20 protein-coding genes and 1 pseudogene are annotated in these 24,703 nt (G+C 71.3%); 11 read left to right on the forward strand and 10 right to left on the reverse strand.

The features are described 5' to 3' along the window. From BL253_RS43215 to BL253_RS36595, 3 genes and pseudogenes are all read right to left on the reverse strand, one after another. Positions 1-303, reverse strand: a pseudogene (locus BL253_RS43215) (hypothetical protein); the annotation flags it as partial. A gap of 355 nt (positions 304-658) precedes the next feature. Beyond that, positions 659-1,744 (reverse strand): LLM class flavin-dependent oxidoreductase, encoded by a 1,086-nt coding sequence (locus BL253_RS36590; RefSeq protein ID WP_081439056.1) that lies wholly within the window; start codon positions 1,742-1,744, stop codon positions 659-661. A gap of 26 nt (positions 1,745-1,770) precedes the next feature. Then, entirely contained in the window at positions 1,771-2,328 is a 558-nt protein-coding gene (locus tag BL253_RS36595; protein WP_076822485.1) for an NADPH-dependent FMN reductase, read from the reverse strand. A 115-nt stretch (positions 2,329-2,443) separates the two neighbouring features. Here BL253_RS36595 and BL253_RS36600 point away from each other — a divergent pair, with 115 nt between their 5' ends. Further along, positions 2,444-3,004 (forward strand): MarR family winged helix-turn-helix transcriptional regulator, encoded by a 561-nt coding sequence (locus tag BL253_RS36600; RefSeq protein ID WP_198946538.1) that lies wholly within the window; start codon positions 2,444-2,446, stop codon positions 3,002-3,004. Here BL253_RS36600 and BL253_RS36605 read toward each other — a convergent pair. Both BL253_RS36605 and BL253_RS36610 read right to left on the reverse strand, forming a co-directional pair. Further along, the gene (locus BL253_RS36605; RefSeq protein ID WP_076822489.1) at positions 2,998-3,357 is read right to left on the reverse strand and encodes a hypothetical protein; all 360 of its coding nucleotides are present in this window, start codon (positions 3,355-3,357) and stop codon (positions 2,998-3,000) included. The genes BL253_RS36600 and BL253_RS36605 overlap by 7 nt on opposite strands. Positions 3,358-3,393: 36 nt before the next feature. Continuing rightward, complete coding sequence (locus BL253_RS36610; RefSeq protein WP_076822490.1) at positions 3,394-3,969, reverse strand: TetR/AcrR family transcriptional regulator; 576 nt, start codon at positions 3,967-3,969, stop codon at positions 3,394-3,396. Between the two features lie 81 nt (positions 3,970-4,050). Between BL253_RS36610 and BL253_RS36615 the strand changes: the two genes are divergently transcribed. Continuing rightward, entirely contained in the window at positions 4,051-4,377 is a 327-nt protein-coding gene (locus BL253_RS36615; RefSeq protein ID WP_076822492.1) for a rhodanese-like domain-containing protein, read from the forward strand. Between the two features lie 219 nt (positions 4,378-4,596). Here the strand turns inward: BL253_RS36615 and BL253_RS36620 are convergent, their stop codons facing one another. Beyond that, a complete protein-coding gene (locus BL253_RS36620; protein WP_076822494.1) occupies positions 4,597-5,919 on the reverse strand; it encodes an MFS transporter in 1,323 nt (440 codons plus the stop codon). Positions 5,920-6,020: 101 nt separating this feature from the next. Between BL253_RS36620 and BL253_RS36625 the strand changes: the two genes are divergently transcribed. Then, positions 6,021-6,467, forward strand: a complete 447-nt coding sequence (locus tag BL253_RS36625) for a MerR family transcriptional regulator (protein WP_076822495.1) — start codon at positions 6,021-6,023, stop codon at positions 6,465-6,467. 1,301 nt (positions 6,468-7,768) lie between these two features. Here BL253_RS36625 and BL253_RS36630 read toward each other — a convergent pair. Beyond that, positions 7,769-8,122, reverse strand: a complete 354-nt coding sequence (locus BL253_RS36630) for a hypothetical protein (RefSeq protein ID WP_158230497.1) — start codon at positions 8,120-8,122, stop codon at positions 7,769-7,771. Between the two features lie 42 nt (positions 8,123-8,164). Between BL253_RS36630 and BL253_RS36635 the strand changes: the two genes are divergently transcribed. The 5 genes from BL253_RS36635 to BL253_RS36655 all read left to right on the forward strand — a co-directional run bounded on the left by BL253_RS36635 (position 8,165) and on the right by BL253_RS36655 (position 17,061). After that, a complete protein-coding gene (locus BL253_RS36635; RefSeq protein ID WP_081439057.1) occupies positions 8,165-9,394 on the forward strand; it encodes a DUF58 domain-containing protein in 1,230 nt (409 codons plus the stop codon). After that, a complete protein-coding gene (locus BL253_RS36640) occupies positions 9,391-12,105 on the forward strand; it encodes a transglutaminaseTgpA domain-containing protein (protein ID WP_076822501.1) in 2,715 nt (904 codons plus the stop codon). Before BL253_RS36635 ends, BL253_RS36640 begins: the two co-directional genes overlap by 4 nt. Further along, complete coding sequence (locus BL253_RS36645) at positions 12,071-13,057, forward strand: AAA family ATPase (protein ID WP_076822515.1); 987 nt, start codon at positions 12,071-12,073, stop codon at positions 13,055-13,057. The genes BL253_RS36640 and BL253_RS36645 overlap by 35 nt, the downstream gene beginning before the upstream one ends. A gap of 192 nt (positions 13,058-13,249) precedes the next feature. Next, entirely contained in the window at positions 13,250-14,734 is a 1,485-nt protein-coding gene (locus tag BL253_RS36650) for a pentapeptide repeat-containing protein (RefSeq protein ID WP_081439058.1), read from the forward strand. Then, positions 14,731-17,061, forward strand: coding sequence for a CHAT domain-containing protein (locus tag BL253_RS36655; protein WP_076822504.1), 2,331 nt, complete (start codon positions 14,731-14,733; stop codon positions 17,059-17,061). Before BL253_RS36650 ends, BL253_RS36655 begins: the two co-directional genes overlap by 4 nt. A gap of 38 nt (positions 17,062-17,099) precedes the next feature. Here the strand turns inward: BL253_RS36655 and BL253_RS36660 are convergent, their stop codons facing one another. Continuing rightward, on the reverse strand, positions 17,100-19,124 hold the full coding sequence (locus tag BL253_RS36660) for a prolyl oligopeptidase family serine peptidase (protein ID WP_076822505.1): 2,025 nt from the start codon (positions 19,122-19,124) through the stop codon (positions 17,100-17,102). Positions 19,125-19,260: 136 nt separating this feature from the next. On the opposite strand from BL253_RS36660, the gene BL253_RS36665 reads away from it, so the two are divergent. Next, entirely contained in the window at positions 19,261-20,121 is an 861-nt protein-coding gene (locus BL253_RS36665) for a TIGR03620 family F420-dependent LLM class oxidoreductase (RefSeq protein ID WP_076822507.1), read from the forward strand. Positions 20,122-20,263: 142 nt separating this feature from the next. Here BL253_RS36665 and BL253_RS36670 read toward each other — a convergent pair whose 3' ends face one another. After that, a complete protein-coding gene (locus BL253_RS36670; protein WP_076822516.1) occupies positions 20,264-21,862 on the reverse strand; it encodes an MFS transporter in 1,599 nt (532 codons plus the stop codon). Positions 21,863-21,986: 124 nt separating this feature from the next. Here BL253_RS36670 and BL253_RS36675 point away from each other — a divergent pair, with 124 nt between their 5' ends. After that, on the forward strand, positions 21,987-22,721 hold the full coding sequence (locus tag BL253_RS36675) for a TetR/AcrR family transcriptional regulator (protein WP_076822509.1): 735 nt from the start codon (positions 21,987-21,989) through the stop codon (positions 22,719-22,721). 285 nt (positions 22,722-23,006) lie between these two features. Beyond that, positions 23,007-24,032: an alpha/beta fold hydrolase gene (locus BL253_RS36680; protein ID WP_076822511.1), complete on the forward strand. Its 1,026-nt coding sequence runs from the start codon at positions 23,007-23,009 to the stop codon at positions 24,030-24,032. A 206-nt stretch (positions 24,033-24,238) separates the two neighbouring features. Here the strand turns inward: BL253_RS36680 and BL253_RS36685 are convergent. Next, the coding region (locus tag BL253_RS36685) for a hypothetical protein (protein ID WP_476644141.1) at positions 24,239-24,703 on the reverse strand (465 nt) is incomplete at its 5' end.

The following is a 24,703-nucleotide window of genomic DNA, read 5'->3' on the forward strand; positions in this document are numbered from 1 at the left end:
CTTCTCCAGCTTGGCTTTCTCCGCACGGAGTTTCTCCAACTCCTTGTCCCGGTCATCGACCGGAGGGCGGCCCTTCGGTTTCGACAGGCCCGCCAACGCCCCGGCCTCCCGGGCCTTACGCCACTCCACGATATGCGCCGAGTACAGATTCTCCCGCCGCAGGATCGCGCCCTTCTGACCGTCCGGCGCCGCCTCGTACTCGTTCAGGATCCGCAGCTTGTACRCCGCCGAGAACGACCGCCGCCGCGCCTTCGGCTCGACCTCAGGGTCCGGCCGCCGGCCACCACCTTCACGCTCGTCCACACGGACATCATCGACCAGGCCCCGCCCAGCCGGCACTGCCATCGTCACGATCTTCCTCTCCCTACCCGCCCAGGTCACAAGATGATAGCTACTGCCTGACTCATCTCATCCTGACGGATAGGGGACGTCACACGATGCCTACGTCTACTACGACTGGTGCTTCGGCAACGGTATCGACGACGGAATTGCTGTCCGAGCTCTGACCACCGACAACTGCGTCCCGCTCTGGTCGGGACGCGTGACGTACTGGAGCGGCAGCGCGGCGCCCTTCGCGGTCTGCCACCCCCGCGGCCCCGCATCGTGAGGAACGGGCCCGGAGCCGGTATGTCCGAGCTGGTAACTCCGAGCCGGTGTGTCAGCCGTCGGCGAGCAGTTCCCGCACGCGCGGGATCACAGCCGTGCCGTAGAGCTCGATGGAACGGAGCAGGGCCGGATGCGGCAGGCCGCCCATGTCGTACTTGAGATCGAACCGGGCCGCGCCGAGCGCGCGGACGGCAGCGGCGATCTTACGCGCGACGGTCTCAGGTGAGCCGACGTAGAAGCTGCCCGCCGGCCCCACCTCGTGGCGGAACTGTTCACGGGTCGGCGGACGGAATCCGCGTTCGCGGGCGACGGTCCGGATCTTCGCGTCGTAGTGCGGCCAGATCTCGTCGAATGCCTCGTCGTCACTGTCCGCGAGATGGCCGGGAGAATGAATACCGACAGGTAGCGCGGCCTGCCCGGACTCGGCGAGGGCGCGGCGGTAGAGGTCCGCCAGCGGACGGAACCGGCCAGGTGATCCACCGATGATCGCGATCATCAGGGGCAGGCCGTGTCGGGCCGCCCGCAGCACGGACGCGGTGCTTCCGCCGACACCGAGCCAGGCACGCAGACCGGACTCCGTACGTGGGTAGACGGAAAGGTCCCGCAGTGGCGGCCGCGTCGTGYCCGTCCAGCTGATGGGCTTCTCCGTGAGCAACTGGGCGAACAGATCGGTCTTCTCCTCGGACAGGAGTTCGTAGTCCGCGAGCTCGTATCCGAACAACGGGTACGGTTCGGTGCTGGAGGCGCGGCCGATAATGATCTCCGCGCGGCCGTGGGATACGGCGTCGAGCGTCGCGAACCGTTCGTAGACCCGTACCGGGTCATCGGTGCTGAGCACCGTGACCGCCGAGCCGACACGGATTCGCCGGGTACGCRCCGCGATCGCGGCCATGACGATGTCCGGCGCGCCCAGGGGCTCGTCGTCGCGGTGGTGCTCGCCGATGCCGAAGAAGTCAATCCCGAAGGCCTCCGCGTGCACGCCCTCGACCACGATGTTGCGGATCGTCTCCGCATGGCCAAGAGGGGTGCCCGACGGGTCGACGGTCACGTCTCCGAACGTGTTCAGGCCGAACGTCAGGCCGGCGGGATCCAGGGCCGACGACGACGCGGGTGATGACGACGCGGGTGGTGCGGACATGCCGACTCCCCCTGGTACATGGGACATCAGGCGCGAAGGTGCGCCAGTGCGTCGCTCCACGCGACGACCTCGTCGATCAGCGTGGAAAGCGACGCCGCCTGGTGCTCGCCGGGGGCGAACGTACGGAAGTCCTTGAAGTCGGTGAACAAGGAGAGCGCGACCTGCGTCCGCACGTCAGCCATCTTCAGCTCGCCGGCGATCAGGCGCAGGTGCTCGGCCGCGCGCGCCCCGCCGACCGAGCCGTAGGAGACAATGCCGAGTGCCTTGTTGTTCCACTCCGCGAACAGGTAGTCGATCGCGTTCTTGAGCACGCCGGTCGTGGAGTGGTTGTACTCCGGGGTCACGAAGATGAACCCGTCGAAACGCGCGATCGTCGCGGCCCATTCCTGGGTGTGCGCGTTCTGGTACTGCCCCATCGCGGGGGGAAACTGCTCATCCAGGTGAGGCAGYGGGTAGTCGGCGAGGTCGATGAGCTCGAACGTCGCGTCGGTACGCGTGCTCGCCGATTCGAGGACCCACTTCGCCACCGGCTCGCCGTTGCGGCCGGGACGAGTGCTGCCGAGGATGATCCCAATCCTGGTCACGCGTCGATCCTTTGATCTAGAGGGTCGGGCACCTGCGCCACGACCGCTTGACTTGAATGTTCAAGTCAAAGCTAGACAGCGCAACTTGAACCGTCAAGTCAGCTAGGATGTGAGCATGAGCATGGACAGGTCCAGCACCGGGTCCGCCGGCTCGGCACCCGCGGAGTGGCCGCCCGACGTCGAGCCTCGCTGGCTCGACGCTCGTGAGCTCGAGGAGTGGATGGCGATGGCCCGGGTGCTGACCATGCTCCCCGCCAGGCTGGAACGCGACCTGCAGTACCACGCCAACCTGAACTGGATGGAGTACCACGCGCTCGCGATGCTCTCGGAGCAYGACGGGCACACGATGCGCCTGACTCGGCTCGCCGCCGTCACGAACGCGTCGCTGTCCCGGCTGTCRCATCTCGTCACCCGGCTCGAGGCGCGTGGCTATCTGCGGCGAGAGCCGGACCCCGACAACGGCCGTTTCACCAACGCGGTCCTCACCCCGGCCGGATACGAGAAGCTCGTGGCGGCCGCGCCCTGGCACGCCGAGAGCGTTCGATCCCTCGTCTTCGACGCGGTCGACCCAGCCGACATGGCCATCCTCCGGTCCGCCTTCGACCGGATCAGCCGAGCCCTCGACCAGGCCGCCGGCACCCGCGGGCGAAGCGACCCCGCCGCCAACGGTCAGTAGCCGTCAGCGACCTCGCGCTCGTCGTAGCCGGTGGTCACAATCCACACCGCCCCGCGGAACGCCGAGATCCACACCGCCCCGCGGAACGCCGAGATCCACACCGCCCCGCGGAACGCCGAGATCCACACCGCCCCGCGGAACGCCGAGATCCACACCGCCCCGCGGAACGCCGAGATCCACACCGCCCCGCGGAACGCCGAGATCCACACCGCCCCGCGGAACGCCGAGATCCACACCGCCCCGCGGAACGCCGAGATCCACACCGCCCCGCGGAACGCCGAGATCCACACCGCCCCGCGGAACGCGGTCGGGCGCCGGGGCGCCCTCCGCTGGGTCAGCGGTGCCGCCAGCACAGCCGGTGTTCATGCACTTCCAGCTGGTTCGGAGGCTCAGGGTCCCGAGTGGCTCTCGGCGAGGCGGCGCAGGCCCGATCTGATGCGTGACTCGCCGAGTTCCGGCAGCAGTGCGGCCACATGCTCGGCGGCCAGCGCGGCGAGCAGGGCGTGCGCGGCGTGGTCCGGGTCGGGTCCGCCATCCAGCAGGATCGCCACGTGCCGGTGCCAGAACCGGTAGGCCCCGATCCGGTAGCGGGCGCCGGGTGCGGCGGTCTCCGACATCCGTACCAGGTCCAGGTGCTCCAGCAGGTAGCCGAGGTATGCGTCGACGAACGTGGGGAGCCGTTCGGAGGACGGTGCTCCGGGGCCGAGCGGCGGCGGCCCGTGCAGGATCGCCTCCTGCAGCTCCTGCTCCCGCGTGTCGAGCAGTGCGACCGCCAGGCCCGCCTTGTCCCCGAAGCGGCGAAAGAGCGTGCCCTTGCCGACCCCGGCGGCGGCCGCGATCTGGTCCATGGAGACCGCCGCCACCCCATGCTCGGCGAACAGCCGGGCGGCCGCGTCCAGCACGGCCGCCCGGTTGCGCGCCGCGTCAGCTCGTTCCTTGGGAGGCGGGGTCCGAAGCAGTTCCAACGGTGTTGCACAACCGGACTGCGGTCCGCTAAGGTTCTGCTGCACAACCGGACTATAGTCCGATTCTCTGGAGGTAGTGGCATGACTGCACTCATCACCCGTGACGAGCTGAAGGCGGCGATCGACGCCGGCAACGTGACGGTCATCGACGCGCTGGGCGGCGAGTACTACGCACAGCAGCACCTGCCCGGCGCGCTGCCCCTGGTCCTGGCCGAGGTCGGCGCCGAGGCGACCGCCCTGCTGCCCGACCGTGACGCCGCCATCGTCACCTACTGCACCAACCCGGCCTGCCCGAACAGCGGGCAGGTCGCCGACCGGCTCACCGCGCTCGGCTACTCCAACGTCCGCAAGTACCGCGAGGGCATCGAGGACTGGGTGGCGGCTGGCCTGCCCACCGAATCGGCCTAGCCGTCGAGCCGTCGGCACGGCAAGGCCAGCCGGCTTGGTGGTGTTCGCCCGGGCCGGCCGTCGCGGATCGTCGCGCTTATCCGCGGCGGCCGGCCCGCGGGCGCTGCTGGGTGAGGGCGCGTGGACCGGGAAAACACCGTCGAGAGAGACGGCCGGGAGCGCCCAGCCGAACCCGCATGCGCCTGTCTGATGCATGCGCCTGTCTGACCGGTGAATCCGTCAGGCGTCCGCCGATCGTCGAGTGGAGTCCTTGAAGCCTTTGATGCCGGAGACGGCCGGGCCGCTGGTCGCCCTGCGGCGCGAGGCCGCCGCGGCGACCGCGCTCATCGTGGCCACGGTGATCAGCGCGAGCGCGGCCCACGGCAGCGTTCCTGCCCCGGAACGCTCGAGCACGATGCCGCCGGTGAGCGAGCCGCCCGCGATACCGAGGTTGAACACGGTGGTCTGTATGGAGGTGGCGACGTCGGCCTTGTCCGCGCCACAGGCGTTGACCACCGCCGCCTGCAGCAGTGTCGGCGCCGCGCCATACGCCGCGCCCCACGTGGCGACCGAGACGAGCAGGACAGCGGGCACACGCCCAAGAGTTCCCATGACGATCATCGCCGCCGCGATGAGGCAGAGTGCCACCAGCAGCATCGGATGGGAATGCCGGTCCACCARCAGCCCCGCGGCCCAGACGCCGACGACCGTCGCGCCGCCGAAGACGAACAGCGCGACGCCGACGTCGCCGAATCGCGACCACTGTGCCAGGGGCGAGATGTACGTGTACACCGACTGGTGGCCCAGCAGGAGGAAAAGGGTCACCGCGAACACCGGGCGCAGGCCGGGAGTCACGACGACCCGCCGCACCGGGACGCGCTCGGTGGCCGGCTCCCCCGGGAAGTCCGGAACGCGCCAGATCACCCAGGCCGCCAGAACCAGCGCCAACGCGGCGAGCACGGTGAAGCTGGCACGCCATCCGGCGACGGCGGCCAGCGCGGCGCCGGCCGGAATGCCCGCCGCGGACGCGATCGTGATTCCGGCGAGGACGACGGCGATCGCCCGGCCCTGGCGCTCGGCCGGGACCATCCTGGCGGCGTAGCCAGCGAGCATTCCCCAGCTCACCCCGCCCGCCACGCCAGCCAGCAGCCGGGCGGCGAACGTGAGCGGATAGCTGCCGGAGAAGGCGGTCACAGCGTCGCAGAGCCCGAACGCTGCAAGCGCGCCGACCAGCACCGGGCGGCGGCGAAAGCCCCGTAACAGCGCGGCGAGCGGTATGGCCGCCAGGCACGACGCGGCCGCGTAGCCACTGACCAGAAAACCGACGCTGGCTCGGGACACGCGCAGGTCCGCGCTCATCCTGGTCAGCAGCCCGGCCGGGAGCAGCTCGGTGGCCACGGCGACGAAGGCCGCCGCCGTGAGCGCCAGCAGCCCGGCCCAGGGAAGTCCCGCCGGGCGGGGCGCCTGCCCACCCTCCCGGGGCGCCCGCGTAGCCCAGGGCCCGCCGCCGCCCGAGGACATCTCACCCGTCGGCGACGCCCCGCGTACCTCGAACATGGACATGCGACGATGCTCAAACGTTCACATCAATGTGATKGCAACTGTGGCCCTGGTCACCCAGATGCCGCGTCCGAGGCAGCGCGACACCATGACGGCGAGACACCATGAGAATCGGCGACGTTTCGCGGCGCACCGGCGTCCCAGCCAGGATGCTCCGCTACTACGAAGAGCAGGGTCTACTGAGCCCTGAACGGACCGACAACGGGTACCGCACCTACTCCGAGTCGACGGTCGAACGCGTGAAACAGATCCGCGKCCTRCTCGACTGYGGCCTCACCACCGAGATCATCCGCATCATCCTGCCGTACCTGGACCGCCCCGACCACATCTACCTGCTGCCGGAGAACCTCAGCCCGCACACCGCCGAACTCCTCCGGGACGAGATCGCGCGTATCCAGCAGCGGATCGACTGTCTGACGCACAACCGCGACGCCGTCCTCGCCTATCTCGCGGCGGCACAGTCGGRCATCGCACCGTGCGCCGGGAATCGGCCCCGCGGCGAGCGGACCCCCGAGCCCGAACCTCACAGTCGAGATCACCACGAGGCCTAGACACTTCTTGCCGGCGTCCCAACCGCGACAGCTGGGCGCCCGGCTTGAGCTGTGCTTCCACGACATCGAGCCGCCGCCGGCACCTCCGGCGCCGCCGCGTCGACATGTATTGCATAGGGTGCTATACAGGGTGAACCGCGCACGGCGGTCGAACTTGGCATCGCCAGCGGTCCGCTCAACGATTCGCGGGCCGGCGGCCGGCCACCAGAGCTGGCGCTAAGCAAACATTTTAATCAGTTACACGAAGCACGGGGGCTTCGCGATGTATCTCTATTTAGTCTGCTCATTTGTCGGTTGCGGCTCGCACCCACGGCTATGAATCGGCCGCGCACGCGCGGGGACCTGGTCGCGGCAGTTGCCTGCCCGGTTGTGGTCATAGCGGCTCTCGCCGTCCTCGCCGTCAGAAGTCACGACGTGAAGATGGTCAACGCCGACAATCCCTTCGTCTCTGCCTCTGTCCTCCCATCAGCGGGAGACCAGTCTCCAGAGGTGTCGCCGACGGCGTCGCCACCGCCATCCGTCAGTCCGACCTCCGCCAGTCCGACGTCCATCAGTCCGAGCCCGACGCCGGGCCCGACCGTCCTTCCTGGTCAGACAGTCACTGCGCCCCCGCCCGCACCGCCGTCGGGCGGCGCGCCGAGCCCCGGTCCCGCTGGCGGCGGGACTGAGAGCGCCAAGCCGAGCGAAGGCACCTCCGGGCCAGGAAACCCGGCCGAGCCACTCCCAGTTCCGGGGCCGTCCGGTCGGAACCCGTCAGCCGGCGTTCCGGAGAACGGGGCCGGCACGCCCGGCCCCGGAACTGGTTCCGATAGCTCCGCGGACGGTCCCGGAACCGGCACAGGTGGCACTTCAGGGGGTCCCGGAACCGGCACAGGTGGCACTTCAGGGGGTCCTGGGACCGGCTCCGGAAATCCTTCAGGCGGTCCCGCGACCGGGACCGGTGACCCCACAGGTGGACCCGGAACAGGTGGTCCCGGTAACGGGGGAACCGGCGGCCCTCAGAGCACTGGGCCGGGAACCGGTCCGTCTGGACCAGACGACGGCCCGGGTTCCGCCAGCTGCTCGGCCAATGCGGGCGCGTTTCAGATCAAGGGCCAGTCCGTCCCGAATGGCGGGACGATTGTCGTGCGGCAGTTCGCGGCCTCGATGTCCATGTCGGGCGCAATCTCCGGTGCCCGTCCCGGTGAGCGTTTCTTCGTAATCAGCCGACCGCCGAGCGGGGAAGGGGAGCGCTATCTCCAGGGTGAGGTACGGGCCGGAGGGTTCGCGCTGAGGATTTCGCTGAATGGGGACGGCCTGTACTACGACGCGCCCGAACCCGTCGAGGTCGTCTGCGCCGCTGGCGCCGCGGCGGGCCGCCTGGCGGCCGCGATCGGGCCGCCGGGCGAAAGGGACCCGATCTCCGCCGGAGCGTGGGGCGCGCTGAGCCCGGTTCCCCACACCATCGGCGGGTTGCTGGTCGACCGCCAGTCACCGACGCCCACGTCGCCGCCCCCGCCCACCTCCTCGGGGCCGGCGTCCTCACCGCCCACGTCGCCACAGGGAACACCGCCGCGGGAGGCGTCGCCACCGCCGTCGACGAGCTCCACGCCGCCGGTGGCATCCACTCCGCCCGCGCCACCGCCGGCATCGTCGCCGCCGCCAGTCGCCCACACGCCCGCTGGGGCGACCCAGCCGTCGGGCTGAGAGGAGGAGGAATGGTTCTTCCGTCGATCAGCCCTGCCGGGCGGGGGGTGGCCGTCCTCGCCCTGACGGTCGCCGGCGCTGGCGCGCTGCTGGGCTATCCGTCGTTCGTCCTGCTCGGCGGCGGTCTCGCCGGGCTGCTGGCCGTCGCGGCCGGCGTCGTGCTTGCCGGTGGACGAGCACGCGCCGAACTCGCCGTCGAGCCGTCACGCCCGGCGCGGGGCGACACCGTGCGGATCACGGTTCACGTTCTCACCTCCGGGCGTTCGCCGTGGGCCGCCGGCCGGGTCGCGGTGCTCGGATCGCTCGCGCGGGTCGAGATGGCGTTCACGGGCCGGCGGTCGGGTGACGGTTTCCAGGGGACCGCGACCATTCCCGCCAGCGTTCGGGGCCGGCACCGAGTGGGCCCGGTGGAGCTCGTGCGCGCCGACCCGATGGGCCTGGCGCGCGGGTCCCATCCCCTGTCGTCTCCGGCTCTGTCGTCTTCGGCTCTGTCGTCTTCGGACGTGGCGGCGACGGTCCGAGTCGTCCCGCGCCTGGCGCGGCTGGCTCCCCCGCCGTCCGCCCGGTTCCGGCAGCTCGACGGACCGGATCACTCCGTCCTGCGCGACGGCAGCGCGGCGTTCGACACGCTGCGCGAGTTCGTGCCGGGAGACGACCCGCGGCGGATGCACTGGCCGTCGGTGGCGCGCACCGGTGAGCTGTTGGTCCGTACGTTCGTCGACCCGGGCGTGCCGTCCGGGCATGTGCTGCTGGACACCCGCGCCGGGGTCTACGGCGGCGGCGAGCGGCCGGCCGCGTTCGAGGACGCCGTCGACGTCGCCGCGTCCGTGCTCGCCGGGTTCATCGCCCGCGACTTCCCGGTGACGCTGGCCGTCCGCGGTCAGGTGACGTGGCCGGCCGCCGGGCTCCCCGAGACGACCGACAGCATGCTCGAGCTGCTCAGCGAGGTTCTGGCCGACGACGACCACGGGCCGCCGGCGCTCGGGGCCGCGCACCTGCGTGAGGGTGCGCTGGGAAGTCTGGTCGTCGTCACCGGGGGCCACGAGACGGTCCCCGCGTCGACGTTCGACGCCTTGGCCCGCCGGTTCACCAACACGACCGTCGTACATGTGCGCCCCGCCGGTCACGCCGCCAACGCGGTCCTGGCGACGGGGCGGATGGCCGTCGTCGAGATCTCGGACGTGTCGAAACTGGCGGACCTCTGGCCAGGCCTGCACGCTCAGCGCGGCGGCCGCCCATGACACTCCCGATCACGGCGCCACCCACGATCACGGCGCCACCCACGACCTCGGCGACGGCGACGGCTACGGCCGGTTCGGCCGGCGAGCGGCGGCGCCCCGGCCGGCGTATCGGCGCCCTGATCTCGTATGCCTGCTCGGCGGCGGCCGCCGCCAGCGCGGGGCTGGCGTTCCTGCCCGCGATCGCCGGCCCGCGGCCGGTCGCGGTCGCCGTGGGGTGCGCGGCCGTGCCGACGCTGCTGGTCGCGGCGGCCGCGCGCCGCGGGCGCCGGCCGTCGCGCTCCCGCTTCGTCCCGCACGCGCTGGTCGGCGTCGCCGGCGTCGCCGGCGTCGTCGGGGCCGTGGTGTGGCTGGCCACGGCCACCGGCGGCACGGCCGGCCCACCGGACCCGCTGCCCACCCGGCTCGCCGATCTCGTCCCGCGCCTGCTCGCCTTCCTGCCGCCGGCGCCGGCGGGACCGGACGTGCTGGTCGTGCCGGCGATCCTGGTGTGGCTCGCCGCCACCTCGGGCGCGGTACTCGTCGCGGCGGACCGGCGGCCCGCGGTCCGGCTCATCCCGGCAGTGTCGGTGTGGATGCTCGGGGTCTGCCTGTCCGTGCCGTCCCGGCGGTTCCACCTGGTCACCGCGGCCGCGCTGCTCGTGACGGCGCTCGGGCAGCTCGCCGTGTCCGCCCGATCCGAGCGGGCGGGCACGACAGAAATGATCCGCTTGCCTCGGCCACGGCGAGCCGCTGACGCGACCGGCGAGCCGTGGTCGCCGTCGCCCTCGCCGGCGCCAGGAGCAGCGGCGGGGTACGAGCGGCCTACGCCCTCGGCGCGGAGGTCCCGGCGCCCCTCCCAGCGCTCCGAGCCATCCCTGGCCGGTCGCGGAAGGACGCGGCGGCGGGCGCGTTGGCTGGGTCTCGCGGCGCTGACGGCTCTGGTGGGCGCGGTGTGCGTGTTCGCCAGGACGACCTCGGTGGATCCCCGAGACCACCTGGCGGACCGCGTCACGATCGCGGACGACGCACTCGACGACTATGCCCGCTGGGTGGCCGACCCGGCCAGTCCGGTCTTCACCGCGAGTGGTGGTGACGACGGCACCGACGGCCGCGACTGGCGTCTCGCCACCCTCACCAGGATCGATGGCGACACCTGGCTGCCGTCCGGCCCCTTCCGCCTCGCCGGGCCGACGGTGCCACCCGTGGCCGACGGCCCGTCCCCACTCGCGACGGGCGTGGGCTCCTCGGCCAGCCCCGTCACCCGCCAGATCACGATCCTGGACCCGTTGGCGCGGTTCCTGCCGACAGCTGACCGGCCGGTGTCCCTGGGCGCCGCGCGGGACATCTGGATCGACGCGGACACGGCGACGCTGGCGCGGCCGGACGAGCAGGCGCGCGCCTACACGCTCACGTCGGTGCTCCCGGCTTCGATGGCCGGCACCACCGACGTGTTTCCCGCCGGGGGCCGTGCCACGACCGACGCCACGCGGAAAGGCTGCGCGAAGGCGGTGTTCAGCCTCCTGCCGGCGCGGGTCCGGCGGGAGCTGAGCGACAAGGTTCGGGCGAACCAGCGCCGCGACGCCAGCCGAGCGCTGCTGACGGAGCTGAACGAGAGGTTCACGCCGGTCGCCCAGGGCACGGCCGGCGACCCGGAGGCCAGTGCCGGGCACAGCTGTTCCCGGCTCGCCGAGTTCGCCACCAGCAGGCGCGGCACCGCCGAACAGTTCGCGGTCGCGTACGCCCTGGCCGGACGGGATATCGGCCTGCTCACCCGCGTCGTCGTCGGCTTCTGCGCCGACGGAGCGGCGGCGGCGGGCACAGCGGTGCCGGCCACCCCGGCCGCGGCCCCGGCCACCCCAGCGGCATCCACGCCGGYCGCGGCCACGACCGGCTGCCACGCCGGCGCCGGAGGCCGACAGGCGCACTCCGCGTCGGCGACGACCGTGACTGTGACCGGGGCCGACGCCAGGGTGTGGGTCGAGGTCCACCTCGGCGGCGGAGTCGGCTGGATGCCGCTGCATCCCGGCTCGACCGACCCCGGGGACGTCCGGCAGGACCACGCCGCCGCGCCGCCGCCTGGAGAGGGTTCCGGCGGCGGGGGTCCCGGGAACGGCGGCGGGGGCTCGGGGAAGGACACCGACGGCGACGGCGACGGCGACGGGACGCTCCCGCCCGGACCGGTCCAGGATGGTGACCAGTCGGCGCGGACCGGTCACCGGGCGCTGCTGGCGCTGGTCGCGGTGCTCGCGCTGGTGGTGTTCCTGGCCCTGGTGTGGGCCGGTCGACGGGCTGTCCGGTCGCTGTCGCGGTGGCATGCCCGCCGCCGGGCGCGGCTTGGCGGCTCACCTTCCGACCGGGTGGTCGCCGCGTGGCGGGACTCCGTCGACGCGTTCGACCGGGCCGGCCGGGGTGTGCCCACCCACGCGAACGCCACGGCCATCATCCGCCAGGCGTCGGTCGAGTTCGGCGCGACGGCCGCCACGGACCTGAACGTGCTCGCCTCGGCCATGGCGGCGCTGCTGTACGCCGGGCAGTCCGCCCGGCCCGACCACGCGGTGATGGCCTGGCGACGGCGGGATGYGTTCGTCAGGACCGTCAGGGCGCGTCTTCGCGCCGACCGGGCCCGGCGGCGCGGCCGTCGCCTCTCCCACCTGTCGTCTCGTTCTCCTTCACGTCTGTCACGGGGGTTCAGCGGAAATGGACATAACCGGGTTCGCGACAAACTTTCGTAAGGTCGCGAGCAACATCGAACAGGTCATCCACGGAAAGCCTGAGCAGGTGGAGCTCGCCCTGGTGTGTCTTTTCGCGAAGGGCCATCTGCTGATAGAGGACACCCCGGGGCTCGGCAAGACCAAGCTGGCCAAGGCGCTGGCGAACTCGATCCACTCCGAGGTCAGGCGCATCCAGTTCACGCCTGACCTCCTGCCGACGGACATCACCACCAGGACGGTCTACGACCGGGAGGCGAGGACCTACCGGTTCGAGCGCGGCCCCGTCTTCGCGAACGTCGTCATCGCCGACGAGATCAATCGGGCGTCACCGAAGACCCAGTCGGCCCTGCTCGAGGTGATGGAGGAGCAGCAGGTCAGCCTCGGCGGCGAGACCGAGCCGGTACCCGACCCCTTCATCGTGCTGGCCACGCAGAACCCGCTCGACACCGCCGGTACGTACGCGCTGCCCGAGGCCCAGCTCGACCGGTTCCTGATGCGGATCAGCATGGGCTATCCGGACCTCGACGACGAGCTGGCGATCCTGCAGGAGGACTCCCAGGCGCCCGCCGCGCCGTCGATGCCGTTGGTACCGCCCGTCCTCGGCGCCCCCGACGTCGTCGCCATGGCGAAGCTGGCCCGTGCCCGAGTTCTGATCACGTCGCCGCTCTCCCGGTACATCGCGGAGATCACCAGAATGACCCGCGTCATCGCGGACGACGGCGGTCGCGGGGTGGACGGCGCGGCCGCGCGGATCGCCGTCGGCGCGAGCCCACGCGGCACGGTCGCGCTCGCCCGGGCGGCCCGGGTCTACGCCGCGTCGCGGGAACGCGACTACGTCCGGCCCGAGGACGTCGCCGAACTGGCCGTGCCGGTCCTCGCCCACCGCCTGGTGCTCGCGCAGGGCGTCGACCAGACCCATGTCTCCGAGGAGGCCGTCGCCCAGGTCCTGCGCATGGTCCCACCGCCGCGTTAGCGCGGCGCGTGCCGTAGCGGCGGCGCGTGCCCGTAGCGGCGGCGCGTGCCCGTAGCGGCGGCGCGTGCGGCCCGTCGCGTGGCCGGCCCTGTGCCGGGTGCCGCCCGCCGGTCGACGGCCGCGATCCGCCCAGACCGTCCCATCAGCCACTCGCCGCGGCCGACGCCAGGCGGCGCCTCAAAGGACAGCCCCATGCCACTCATGGACATTCCCATCACCGTCCTCGACCGCAACGCGCTGCGTGACGCGGCCGTCGAACTGGCCGACACGCAGGACGAGATCGAGCGGGTCCTCGACGAGATCGGCTTTCCCAGCCGGTCCCGGCCGGACATCGACGGCCCGCCGGACCAGGCCTGGCGGCGGATCTTCCACGAGTTCGACGACGGCGCGATCGACGCGCCGTACACGAAGCTGCTCACCGCGCTCACCCGGCGGTCCGCGGACCACGAGGTGATCGCGCGGCTGCTCACCACATATCCCACTTCCACCGTGGGTTCCACGGCGAGCGGCCCGGTACCTGGCCGTACGTCCGACGACCGTGGGGTCTCCGGCTGGGAAGGCCCGTACGACCCGATGCCGGCGCCGACACCCGCGCCGGCCGGAGCCGGACCGGGCGCGGGCCGATCGGCCAGGACGCGCCTCGGCCTGGACGCACTCGCCGCGGCGCCAGCCGGGGAGCGCTCGCGTCGACGGGCCCACTGGGCGCCAGCGGCCGTGATCGCGGTGGCCCTGGTCGTGATCGTCGCCGCCGTGGCGGTGGTCGCCGTCGTGCTGTCAGGGAACACCTCCACCGCCTCGGAGCCCGGCCCGGGCGGCACGGGTACGACGCAGCCGGCAAAGGATCCGGAGGAACGGCTGACCACCGCCGAGCGGCAGCTGACGGCGACGGACCCGAACGAACGACGCGCCGGCGTGCGTGCCCTGCTGGGCCTGGCCCGCGACGAACCCGGGATGAAACAGAACGTGTGCGGCGACCTGCAGGACTTCGCCAAGGGATCCCTGCGCTGGAACGCCGAAAGCGACCGGCACCAGGGCATCAACATCGCGGATCTCAGTGTCAGGACCCCCGACGGCTATGCCGCACTCAACGGTCTGAGTGACACAGGATGCGGGAGCTTCGGTCCAGGGACCATCGCCATGGAACGCATGGACCTGCGTGCGTGGAAGGGCCTGCATCCGAACCTCGCCGGCCAGTTGATCACTGACTCGCATCTGGGGAACTCCGACCTGAACTCGGCGAACTTCTCCGCCGGCAGCCTGAACGGCGACGTGCTGCAGTACGCCCGTATGCGGAACGCGAACCTGTCCGGCACGGCGATGCGCGGCTGCAACCTGGAATATGTCCGGCTCTCAGACGCGATAATGACCAATGCCGACCTCAGCCCCAACGTCGACAGGACGACCAATCTCAGTCACGCGCAGCTCGACGGTGTCGACCTCACCGGAGCCAATCTGAGCGGCACGAAGATGGGGAGCGTCTCGTTCACCGCGCCGACCGGCACGACGCAGCACACGGCGAAGCTGGTGGGCGCCAACCTGACCGGCGCGCATCTGGAGGGCGCCGACCTGCGGTTCACCGACCTGACCGGCGCCCAGCTGTCCGGCGCCTCCGCCGACGGGTCGACCCGGTGGCCGACCGGTTTCGACCCACGCTCGCACGGAGTCCGGGTCTCGTGAGCACGCCGGCCGAGGGAGAGGAATCCGACCGGCGTCGTCCTCGGCCGGCGGCGCCCGGCCGCACGCAGTTCTTCATCGCCAATGCGGAGGCGGACCGGGACTGGGCCGACTGGATCTCCTGGCAGCTGGAGAGCGCCGGGTACTCGCTGACGAACCCCGGCTGGCAGGCCGTGGCGGGAATGAACCTGCTGGACGTCATCGACAAGGCGCTGCGGCACGCCGAACGGACGATCGCGGTCGTCTCGGAGACGTATCTCCACTCGGATGGGGAACAGGTCGGACGGAGCGTCCCCGGCGACCGCGCCGGTGTGCGGAACGCCGTGATTCCGATCAGGGTGGAGAACGTCCCCATGACCGGCCTGTTCGAGAACGTCACCTCGATCGACCTGTTCGACGTCACTGCCCAGGAGGCCGAGAAACGCCTGCCGACCGGCATCGCCCAGGCGTTGAAGGGGAACGCTCGCCCGACCGCCAAGCCTCGCTTTCCCGGACGGAAGCCCGCGTTCCCTGGGACGCCGTCGACGGACCACCCCCAGCGGCGCCCGGCCGCGCGACGTAGCGCCGATCCCCCCGCCGAGGCGGTCCCGCGGCCCTCGAAGGAGCCTCAGCGACAGCCGCGGCCCAGCCCAGCACCAACGCGGCCACCGGCACCGGTCGACGCCCACGTGCGGACCTATCGAGACTTCGAGATGGTCCTTCGGCGCGACGACGACGACCACTATCTGCTCCGATACACCGACCCGCGGCGCGGTGTCTGGACCGCGCCGGTCACGCTCAGGTCGTCCTCCCCCGAGCTCACCCGGTTTCTGAGCCATCTGGCCAGCCCACGTCGGTCGTCCACGGGCCGTCTGGGCGACGCCGAGAACGAGGCCCGCGAGTTCGGCTCGGCGCTGTTCACCTCCCTGTTCCACGACGAGGTCCGGTCCGCGCTGCGCGCCAGCCGGCGAGCCGCGGAGAGCGCCGGCGCCGGGCTGCGCATCAGGCTGCGGCTCGAGGCCTGCCCGGAGCTGAGCGACCTGCCGTGGGAGTTCATGTTCGGCGAGGAGGACGGCGGCTTTCTCGCGCTGTCGGAATGGACGCCGCTCGTGCGTGGGCTCAACGGAGCCCGCGTGCCGCCACCGCTGGCGGTCGCCGGGCCGCTGCGCCTCCTGGTGCATGTGGCGAGCCCGGTCGACTACCACCGCGTGGACGCCGCCGCGGAGGTGAGACGACTCAGCAGGGCACTACGCGCCAGCCACGCCCACGGCTACCCCGTCGAGGTGTCGAAGACCTCCGGCGGAACGCTGGAGGACCTGCAGGACGCGCTGCGGGACGGCACGTACCACGTGTTCCACTACATCGGCCACGGCGTACGCGGGGACGACGCGACCGGGGACGGGCATCTGGTGTTCGAGGGCGCCAACCGTCTCGCGCGCGCCGTCTCCGGCACCGAACTCGCCCAGCTGCTCGGTGACCACCGCACGCTCCGGCTCGCCGTTCTCAACGCCTGCGAGGGCGCACGCGCGACCAGCGCGGACCCGTTCGCCGGGGTGGCCCAGGCGCTGATCAGGCAAGGGGTACCGGCCGCCGTCGCGATGCAGTTCGAGGTCACCGACGCCGCGTCGGTCGTGTTCGCCCGTGAGTTCTACGAGACGATCGCGGCCGGCCTGCCGGTGGAGGCCTCGGTCACCGCCGCTCGCAAGGCTCTGCGCAGCAGCGACGGTGTCCTCTGGGGCACCCCCGTCCTTCATCTCAAGGCGGGCGTCAACGAGATCTTCTCGATCACCCGGCAACGGCCACGCCCCAGGCGAGCCATACTCGCCGCGGGAGTCGCCTGCGCGATGCTGGCCGTCGCGGTGGGAGCGTATTTCCTGCTCGGGGGCCCGCACGGTCGAAGCGCGGGCCCGCACCCCGCGGCGCCGACCCTGTCGGACCTGCGGGTGGAGCAGACACGCGTCGACTCGACCGGCACCGTGCGGGTCCGCACCCTGTCCACGGCGGTCTTCATCCGCTGGCTGCAGAAGGGGCGGTCGTCTTCTGGTCAGCGTGTCGAGGCGGTCGCCGAGATCTTCCGGCCGGATGGCGCGTCCGAGCTGCGTCCGCTGACCGAGCCCCTGAACGAGAACGACGCCACCGGATCCGAGAATGATCCCATCGAGTGGCGCGCCACCTTCGCCGGCGCTCCCGCGGACGCGAACAAGGTCATCATCACCATCGTCCTGGCCGACCCGGACACCGAGAACGCCATCAAGGCCGCGAGGGAGGGCGGCACTCCCCTGCGGTCCGAGCTCACGAACGGGCTCGGATCGTCCCTCCAGGTGACGCTCACGCTCGCTCCGGACAGCTGATCGCGCCCTCGTTCCTCCTCCCGCCCGGCCCCGCCGTGCTATCCGACAAAGGCCGGGGCGGCGCCGAGGGTGCGMCAGAGGAACTCGTAGGTCAGAGCCGTCTTGTGGGCCAGTTGTTCGTTGTCGGCGGCGCCGCCGTGACCACCCTCGATGTTCTCGTAGTAACGGACGTCGTGGCCGAGCTCGCTCAGCCGCGCGACCATCTTGCGGGCGTGCCCGGGGTGGACGCGGTCGTCCCGGGTCGACGTGGTGATGAGCGTCGGCGGATAGCGGCGGTCGGCGCGGACGTTCTGGTACGGCGAGTACTCCTTGATGAACGCCCAGTCGGCGGGATCGTCGGGGTCGCCGTACTCGGCCTGCCACGAGGCTCCGGCCAGCAGCAGGTGGTAGCGGCGCATGTCGAGCAACGGCACCGAGCAGACGACGGCCCCGAACAGCTCCGGATAGCGGGTCAGCATGACGCCCATGAGCAGGCCGCCGTTGGAGCCGCCCTCGATGCCGAGCTGGGCCGGCGTCGTGACGCCGGTGTGGACGAGGTCCCTGGCCACGGCGGCGAAGTCCTCGTAGACACGCATCCGGTTCTCCCGGACGACCGACTGATGCCAGTCCGGGCCGTACTCCCCGCCACCGCGGATGTTGGCGACGACGTAGGTCCCGCCGCGCGCCAGCCAGGCACGGCCGACGGTGCCGCTGTAGCTGGGGGTGAGCGAGACCTCGAAGCCGCCGTACCCGTAGAGCAGCGTCGGCCCGGGTTTTCCGGTACCGACGACGAAGTACGGGACGCGGGTGCCGTCGTCGGACACCGCGAAATGTTGGCTGACGGTGTGGCCCTCGCTGAGGAAGAACTCCGGCGCCTGCTTGAGGATCTMCGGCTCGGCGCCGATGTCGCCGCGGTAGAGGGTCGCCGGCTGGGTGTAGCCGCTGACGTTGAGGTAGTACTCGTCGTCGACGTCGGGATTCGTGTCGCAGATGTAGGCCGAGCCGGTGTCCGGGAGATCGGCCAGCGGCACCGTCGCCCAGCCCTCCACTGTCGGAGTGAGCACGGTGAACCGGCTTTTCACGTCCCGCAGCGTCGCGACGATCAGATGGCCGCGAGTCCACGCGTGGTAGTCCAGCGAGGTGTGCTCGTCCGGCTCGAAGAGCACCGCGAGCTCTCGCCGTCCTTCGAGGAACGCGTCGAAGTTGGCCGCGAGCAGGGCACCCGCTGGATAGACGTTCTCGCCCACGGCCCATTCGGACCGAGGGGTGATGAGCAGCCAGTCCCGGTGGATCGAGGTGTGCGCGTCGTCCGGAACGTCGATGCGGACCAGCCCGGTCGGGTTACGCAGGTACAGCTCGGTGCGGTAGAAGTCGACGCTGCGGTAGACGAAGTCGCGCACGAAACCCTCGGTCGGGTCGTGGGAGGCACCGGCCGAGACGTCATCCGGCTCGCCCTCGAACACCGTGACGGCATCGTCGAGCGGCGTGCCGCGCCGCCATTCCTTGACCACACGCGGGTAGCCGGACGCCGTCAGAGAACCTTCACCGAAGTCGGTACCGACGTAGACCCGGTCCTCGTCGATCCAGCCGATCGCGCTCTTGGCCTCGGGCAGGAAGAAGCCATCGTCAACGAAGGACCTGGCGACCAGGTCGAACTCGCGGACGACGCTGGCGTCCGCGCCGCCGCGGGAGAGCTGGACCAGCGCCAGCCGATGGCCGGGCCGCAGCACCCGCGCGCCGTGCCACACCCAGTTCTCGCCCTCGCGCCCGGCGAGCGCGTCGACGTCGAGCACGACCTCCCAGTCCGGGGCGGCGTCGCGATAGGACGCCAGCGAGGTGCGCCGCCACAGGCCACGCGGATGAGCGGCGTCACGCCAGAAGTTGTAGAGGTACTCGCCCCTCGTGACCGGATAGGGAATCCGGTCGTCCGCGTCGAGCACCTCGCGGATCTCCGCCCGCAGCGCGGCGAACCCGGCGGAGTGGGTGAGCTCGGCGAACGTCTCGGCGTTGCGCTCCCGCACCCAGGCGAGCGCGGCCTCCCCGGCGACGTCCTCGAGCCAACTGTACGGATCATCGTCGGCCATCCCCCAAGTCTGCCCGACACCGCGCGTGGAATATCGGGCATCGCTGGCGTTTCGACCGCCCACGGTGCACGTTTCATGTCACGGAGTGCTGGCTGGTGCTGTCGGTTGGCGGAGAAAAACAGTGCGAGGGAGTGGCATGGAGCTGTCGGGTGTCGGGGTGTGGAGCCAGGAACTGCACTACGGTGATCCGGGTGAGGCCAGCGAGGCCGCCGCCGAGCTGGAGGAGCTGGGCTTCACCGCGCTGTGGATCCCGGACATGGGCGGAGCACTGTTCGCCGCCGTCGACCGCCTGCTGGCAGCCACCCGGCGGACGGTCGTGGCCACCGGCGTCCTGAACCTGTGGAACCACGCCCCCGCGGACGCCGCGAAGGCGTACGCCTCGCTGTCGGCCGTGCACGGCGATCGTTTCCTGATGGGCATCGGCGTCAGTCACGCCGTGGCGGTGGACATGGCGGAGCCCGGCCGTTACCAGCGGCCGTTGACGGCGATGAGCGAGTTCCTCGACGGCCTCGACGCCGAGGACCCGCCGGTGCCCGTCGACCAGCGGGTCCTCGCCGCGCTCGGCCCGAAGATGGTCGGTCTCGCCGGGAGGCGGGCCCTCGGGGCGCACCCCTACCTCGTCACGCCCGAGCACACCCGCCGCGTCCGGGAGGCCCTGGGCGCCCAGGCGCTCGTACTGCCCGAGCAGACCGTCATCCTGTGCGCCGACGCCGACGAGGCGCACGCGATCGGCGGCGCGTGGCTGCGGGGCTATCTGAGCCTGCCGAACTACGCCAACAGCCTGCTGCGGCTCGGTTTCTCGGCCGACGAGGTGACCTCGGTCAGCGACCGCGTCTTCGACGCGATGATCGCCTGGGGTGACGAGGAGGCGATCATGCGCAGGGTCGACGAGCATCGCGCCGCCGGAGCCGACCACGTCACCCTCCAGGTCCTCCCCGCCGACCGGAAGGCCTTCCCCCGACAGGAGTGGCGCCGCATCGCCACCGCCCTGCGATAGGTCAACCATGGACAGGCGGCCGGCCGGCCGCCGCGGACGCCGCTCCGGCAGCCAACGGAAACGGACTGGTCGGGCGTCAGTAGCGGCGGTACGAGAGGAACTCTCCGCTCATTGGATAACGGTCTCCGGCCGGCCGGTCCTCCTAGTGCACGACGACGGTGGTGCCGTCGCTGTTGCTTCCTCGTTGGACCAGGAGCGCCAACACCGCCGCGACGAGTGTCGCGACGCCGGCGACGACAAGTGACGTGTGCAGACCGGCGATGAAGGCCTCATGGCTGCCGGTGGCCACGGCGGTCTGCACCGACTCCGACGCGCCGGTCACCCGGGGCGCGACTCCCTGGCTGATGAGCTCGTTCGAGCCGGTCAGGCCGTTCGCGACGTCGGTGGGAGCGCCGGCGCCGGTCAGCTTGTCGATCAGGACCGATCCCACGCGGCTGCTGAGCACCGAGCCCAGCACGGCGGTGCCGATGACCCCGCCCAGCTGCAGCGCCGTGGTCTGCAGGCCACCGGCGACCCCGGCGTCGTCCACCGGCGCGTTGCCGATGATCGCCTCCGCGCTCGCGGTGATGACCAGGCCCATCCCGATGCCGAGCATGAGCAGTGACGGCCACAGCGCGCCGAAGCCGGAGTCGGTCTCGAGCCTGGTCAGCAGGAGCAGCGCCACCCCGGACAGGGTGAGCCCGACCACCATCGGCGGGCGGGGCCCGAAACGCTCGGTGACGTGGCCGGAGATCGGCCCCATGATCATCATGGCCAGGGTCAGTGGCAGGATGTGCACGCCGGTCCCGATGGGCGAGACGTGCTGGACGTTCTGCAGGAACAGCGTGACGAAGAACAGCACGCCGAACAACGCGAAGAAGTTGATGACAAGAACCGTGCTGCCCACCGAGATCGAACGGTTCGTGAACAGCCGCATCGGCAGCAGCGGAGCGGACACGCGGGTTTCGATCACCACGAACAGCGCCAGTACGACCAGGCCGCCGAAGACGAAGGCGAGCGTCTTCGCGTCCGTCCATCCCCAGCTGGACGCTTTGATCAGACCGAAGATGACGCCGAACAGGCCGCCCGACAGGGTGAGGATGCCGGGAAGGTCGTGGCGCTGCCGCACGCTCTCGCTCTGGGACTCGCGCAGCACCGCCAGTCCCACCCCCAGCGCGAGCGCGCCCATCGGCACGTTGATGTAGAAGACCGACTCCCAGCTCACGTGCTCGACCAGCAGGCCCCCGATGATCGGCCCGCCGGCGATCGAGACGGATGAGGCGCCGCTCCAGATCCCGATCGCCCGGTTCAGCTCCTTGGGCGGGAACGCGCCGCGCAGGATGGCGAGCGTGTTCGGCATCAACAGGGCTCCGAACGCGCCCTGGAGCGCCCGGAACGCGATGATCCCGACGATGTTGCCGACCAGGCCGATCGCCAGCGAGGAGAGGCCGAACCCGACCACGCCGATGAGAAACATCCGCTTGCGGCCGTAACGGTCGCCGAGCTTGCCGCCGAAGATCAGCAGCGCCGCCAGGGCCAGCAGGTAGGAGTTGGTGATCCACTGCAGGTCGGTCAGCGAGGCGTTGAGGTCCTCGGCGATCCGCGGGTTCGCGATCGACACGACCGTTCCGTCCAGGCCAACCATGATCACGCCGAGGGCGACGCTCACCAGCGCCCACCAGGGATTACCTCGCCGGCCAGTCGCGCCTGTCGCCGAGGCGGAGCGAGTCCGCTGATCGTCGGCGACGACGTGCTGTGACATGGCGGCCATCCCTTCGTCGAGCACGTGGCAGTCGTCAGAAGCGGTACAAATGGAGGCGATCTTCCAGATAACCCTAGCAGGGTAACCGGAGGATCGCCTCCAGATAGAAAGGTAGGCTCGTCACATGGACGGTCCGCGACTCGGCGGGAACGAGGCGATGGCGGCCGTGCCTACCAGGCGGGCAGGCCCCGTGTTGCGGGTCGACGCCGAGCGCAACCGCGAGCGCATACTGCGGGCCGCGCGGGAGGTGTTCTCCGAACGCGGCATCGACGTCGRCCTGGAGGAGATCGCCCGCCGGGCAGGTGTCGGCATCGCCACGCTCTACCGCCGTTTCCCGACCCGGGCCGACCTGCTCGAGGCGAGCGTCGAGGAGAACATCCGCGACTACCGGACCGCCGTCGGCCGGGCGCTGGAGAACCCGAGCCCCTGGGAGGGCTTCCGGGAGCTCATCGAGTACCTCTGCGGCGCGCAGGCGGCGGATGCGGGCCTGCGCGACCTGATCACCCTGCGGTTCCCGTCGTCCAGCGCGGTCGAGGAGCTCAAGGCCGAGGCCCAGGCGGAACTGGAGGAACTCGTCGCCCGGGCCCAGCGGAACGGCTCCTTACGGCCCGACTTCGTCCCCGCCGACATCGGCATCCTGCTGCTCGCCAACGCCGGACTGGCCGCCGCGACCCGCGAGGCCGCGCCCGGCGCGTGGCGCCGCTTCACCGCCTACCTCCTCGACGCCTTCCGGGCCGAGGGGACGGCCCGGACCGACCCGGTACCGCCCGCGCCCACCGCGGACCAGATCGAACGTTCCGTGCAGAGCATGGTCACGACGGTCCACCGAGGCCGCCCCCCGACCCTTCACGATCTGTAGGACCCGTAGGACCCATAGGACCCATAGGACCCGGACCCGTGGGACCCGTGGGACCCGTGGACCCGTGGGACCCGTGGACCGACAACCGCGCTGCCGCCAGGCCGCCGGCGGGGACTTGAGCGACAGGGGCTTGCCCCTTACAGGGGTCGGCCGTGGAGCGGGAGCCATAAGGCCGCTCGGCCGTCGAACTGCTGCTCTGGCCACATCTTTGCGCCCCGGCCAACCTGGCGGGTCCACAATCGGCTGGTTCTGGCTACCGCACGAGATGGATGGGTCGGAGGCGCGATGAGCCCGGTCGAGACCGGCGTGACCGGTGGAACGGCCGTGCCAGCGCAGGCGGGTCAGTCCGCGCAGGCGGGTCAGTTCACGGAGGCGGGTCAGTTCACGGAGGCGGCACCGTTCACGGAGGCCGGGCGGCCAGCGTCCGCAACCGCGCCGCCGGACGAGGTGCTGGTGGACGGCGTGCCGATCCGGTACGCCGTGTCCGGGTCGGGGAACCGCGACCTGTTGCTCGTGCATGGGTACCAGGCGCATCACAAGTGGTGGTACCGGGTGCTGCCGGCGCTGGAGGAGCGCTGGCGTGTGATCAGGCTCGACCTCAGCGGGCACGGCGACAGCGGGCACCGCGACCGCTACGACGTGGACATGTGGATCTCCGAGCTGATCGCGGTGCTTGACGCGGTCGGATCCCGGCACGCGCTGCTGGCCGGCCACAGCATGGGCGGCCGGGTCGCGGCCGTCGCCGCGGCCAGTCACCCGGACCGGTTCGGCGGGCTCGTCATGCTCGACTCGATGCTCCGCCCGGCCGGCTCGCCACCGCCGCGGATCGCGTCGCTCCCGCCCGGGCGCGAGCTCGTCTACGCCTCGCGGGAGATCGCCGCCGCCCGGTTCCGGCTGCGGCCACCGCAGCAGGAACCGTCGGCCGAGGTGGTCCGCCCGATCGCCGAGTACGCCGTGCGCCCGCGCGCGAACGCCGACGGCTGGACCTGGAAGTTCGACCAGCGCGGGCTTCCGCCGGTCGACAACGACCGAGTGGTGCAGAGCCTGGCGCGGCTGCGGATGCCGGTGTGGTTCGTCCGCGCGGCACACAGCCTCGTCGTCACCGACGAGGTAGCCGGCTACGCGCGTGCCGTGCTGCCGGCTGGATCGACCTTCGTGACGCTGCCCGGCGCCCACCATCACCTCATCCTCGACGCCCCGGACGAGTTCCTCCGGCTACTGGCGGACCTGCACGGCGACCTCGCCGCCTCGGTCCGCCTGCACGGCGGCCACCACGGGAACCACCACCCGCCGTTTTCCCCCTCCGCGTAGTCGCCCCCGCCGCGCGGAGGGAGCAGGTTCACGGGCGCCGTGAACCTGACTCACCAACGACGGCAGCCATCCCGGCTGGGAGACCTGAGCTTCCCCGCCCGAGCTGGGCCGGGCCGGGCCGGGCCGCTCAGCGTCTTCGTAGGCGCGTTCGGGGCGGTCGATGCCCGAGTAGGGAATGTTCTAAGAGGACGTTCCGTCGGTTGTCGTCAGGTTTCGGTCTGCTGTGGCTGGTGGGTCGGTTGTGGGTGGGGGTGTCCGTCGGGCAGGACGAACAGGCYGGGTTCGGGCTCGGTGAGGATGTGGTGGCTGACGAGGCGCTTGAGCTTGTGGCGGGTGCTTTCGATGTGGCGGGGCTGGGTGCYGGTGCCCAGGGCCTGGCAGACGTCCTTGGCGTGTAGCCCGCCGGGGGTGGTATCGAACAGGGCGAGGATCTTCCGGTAGGCGTCTGGCGGTGGCGGGGCCGGGTCGGGAGTCCCGGTCAGTTCGAGCACGGTTTCGCGGGTGATCTGGAGCCGTTCGAGGGCGTGTTCGGCGGCGGTGAGCTGCCCGTCCAGCCGGCTGATCTCGGCGCGCAGCCGGGTGGCCTCGGCGCGGACCGCCGTCTCGCGTTCGCTGATCGCCGCGAGCAGGTCACGCACTTTCGCCCCCGGCTGTCGCTGTGGGAGCGGGGG

The organism is Pseudofrankia asymbiotica (assembly GCF_001983105.1).
In the GTDB taxonomy this organism is placed as follows: Bacteria; Actinomycetota; Actinomycetes; order Frankiales; family Frankiaceae; genus Pseudofrankia; species Pseudofrankia asymbiotica.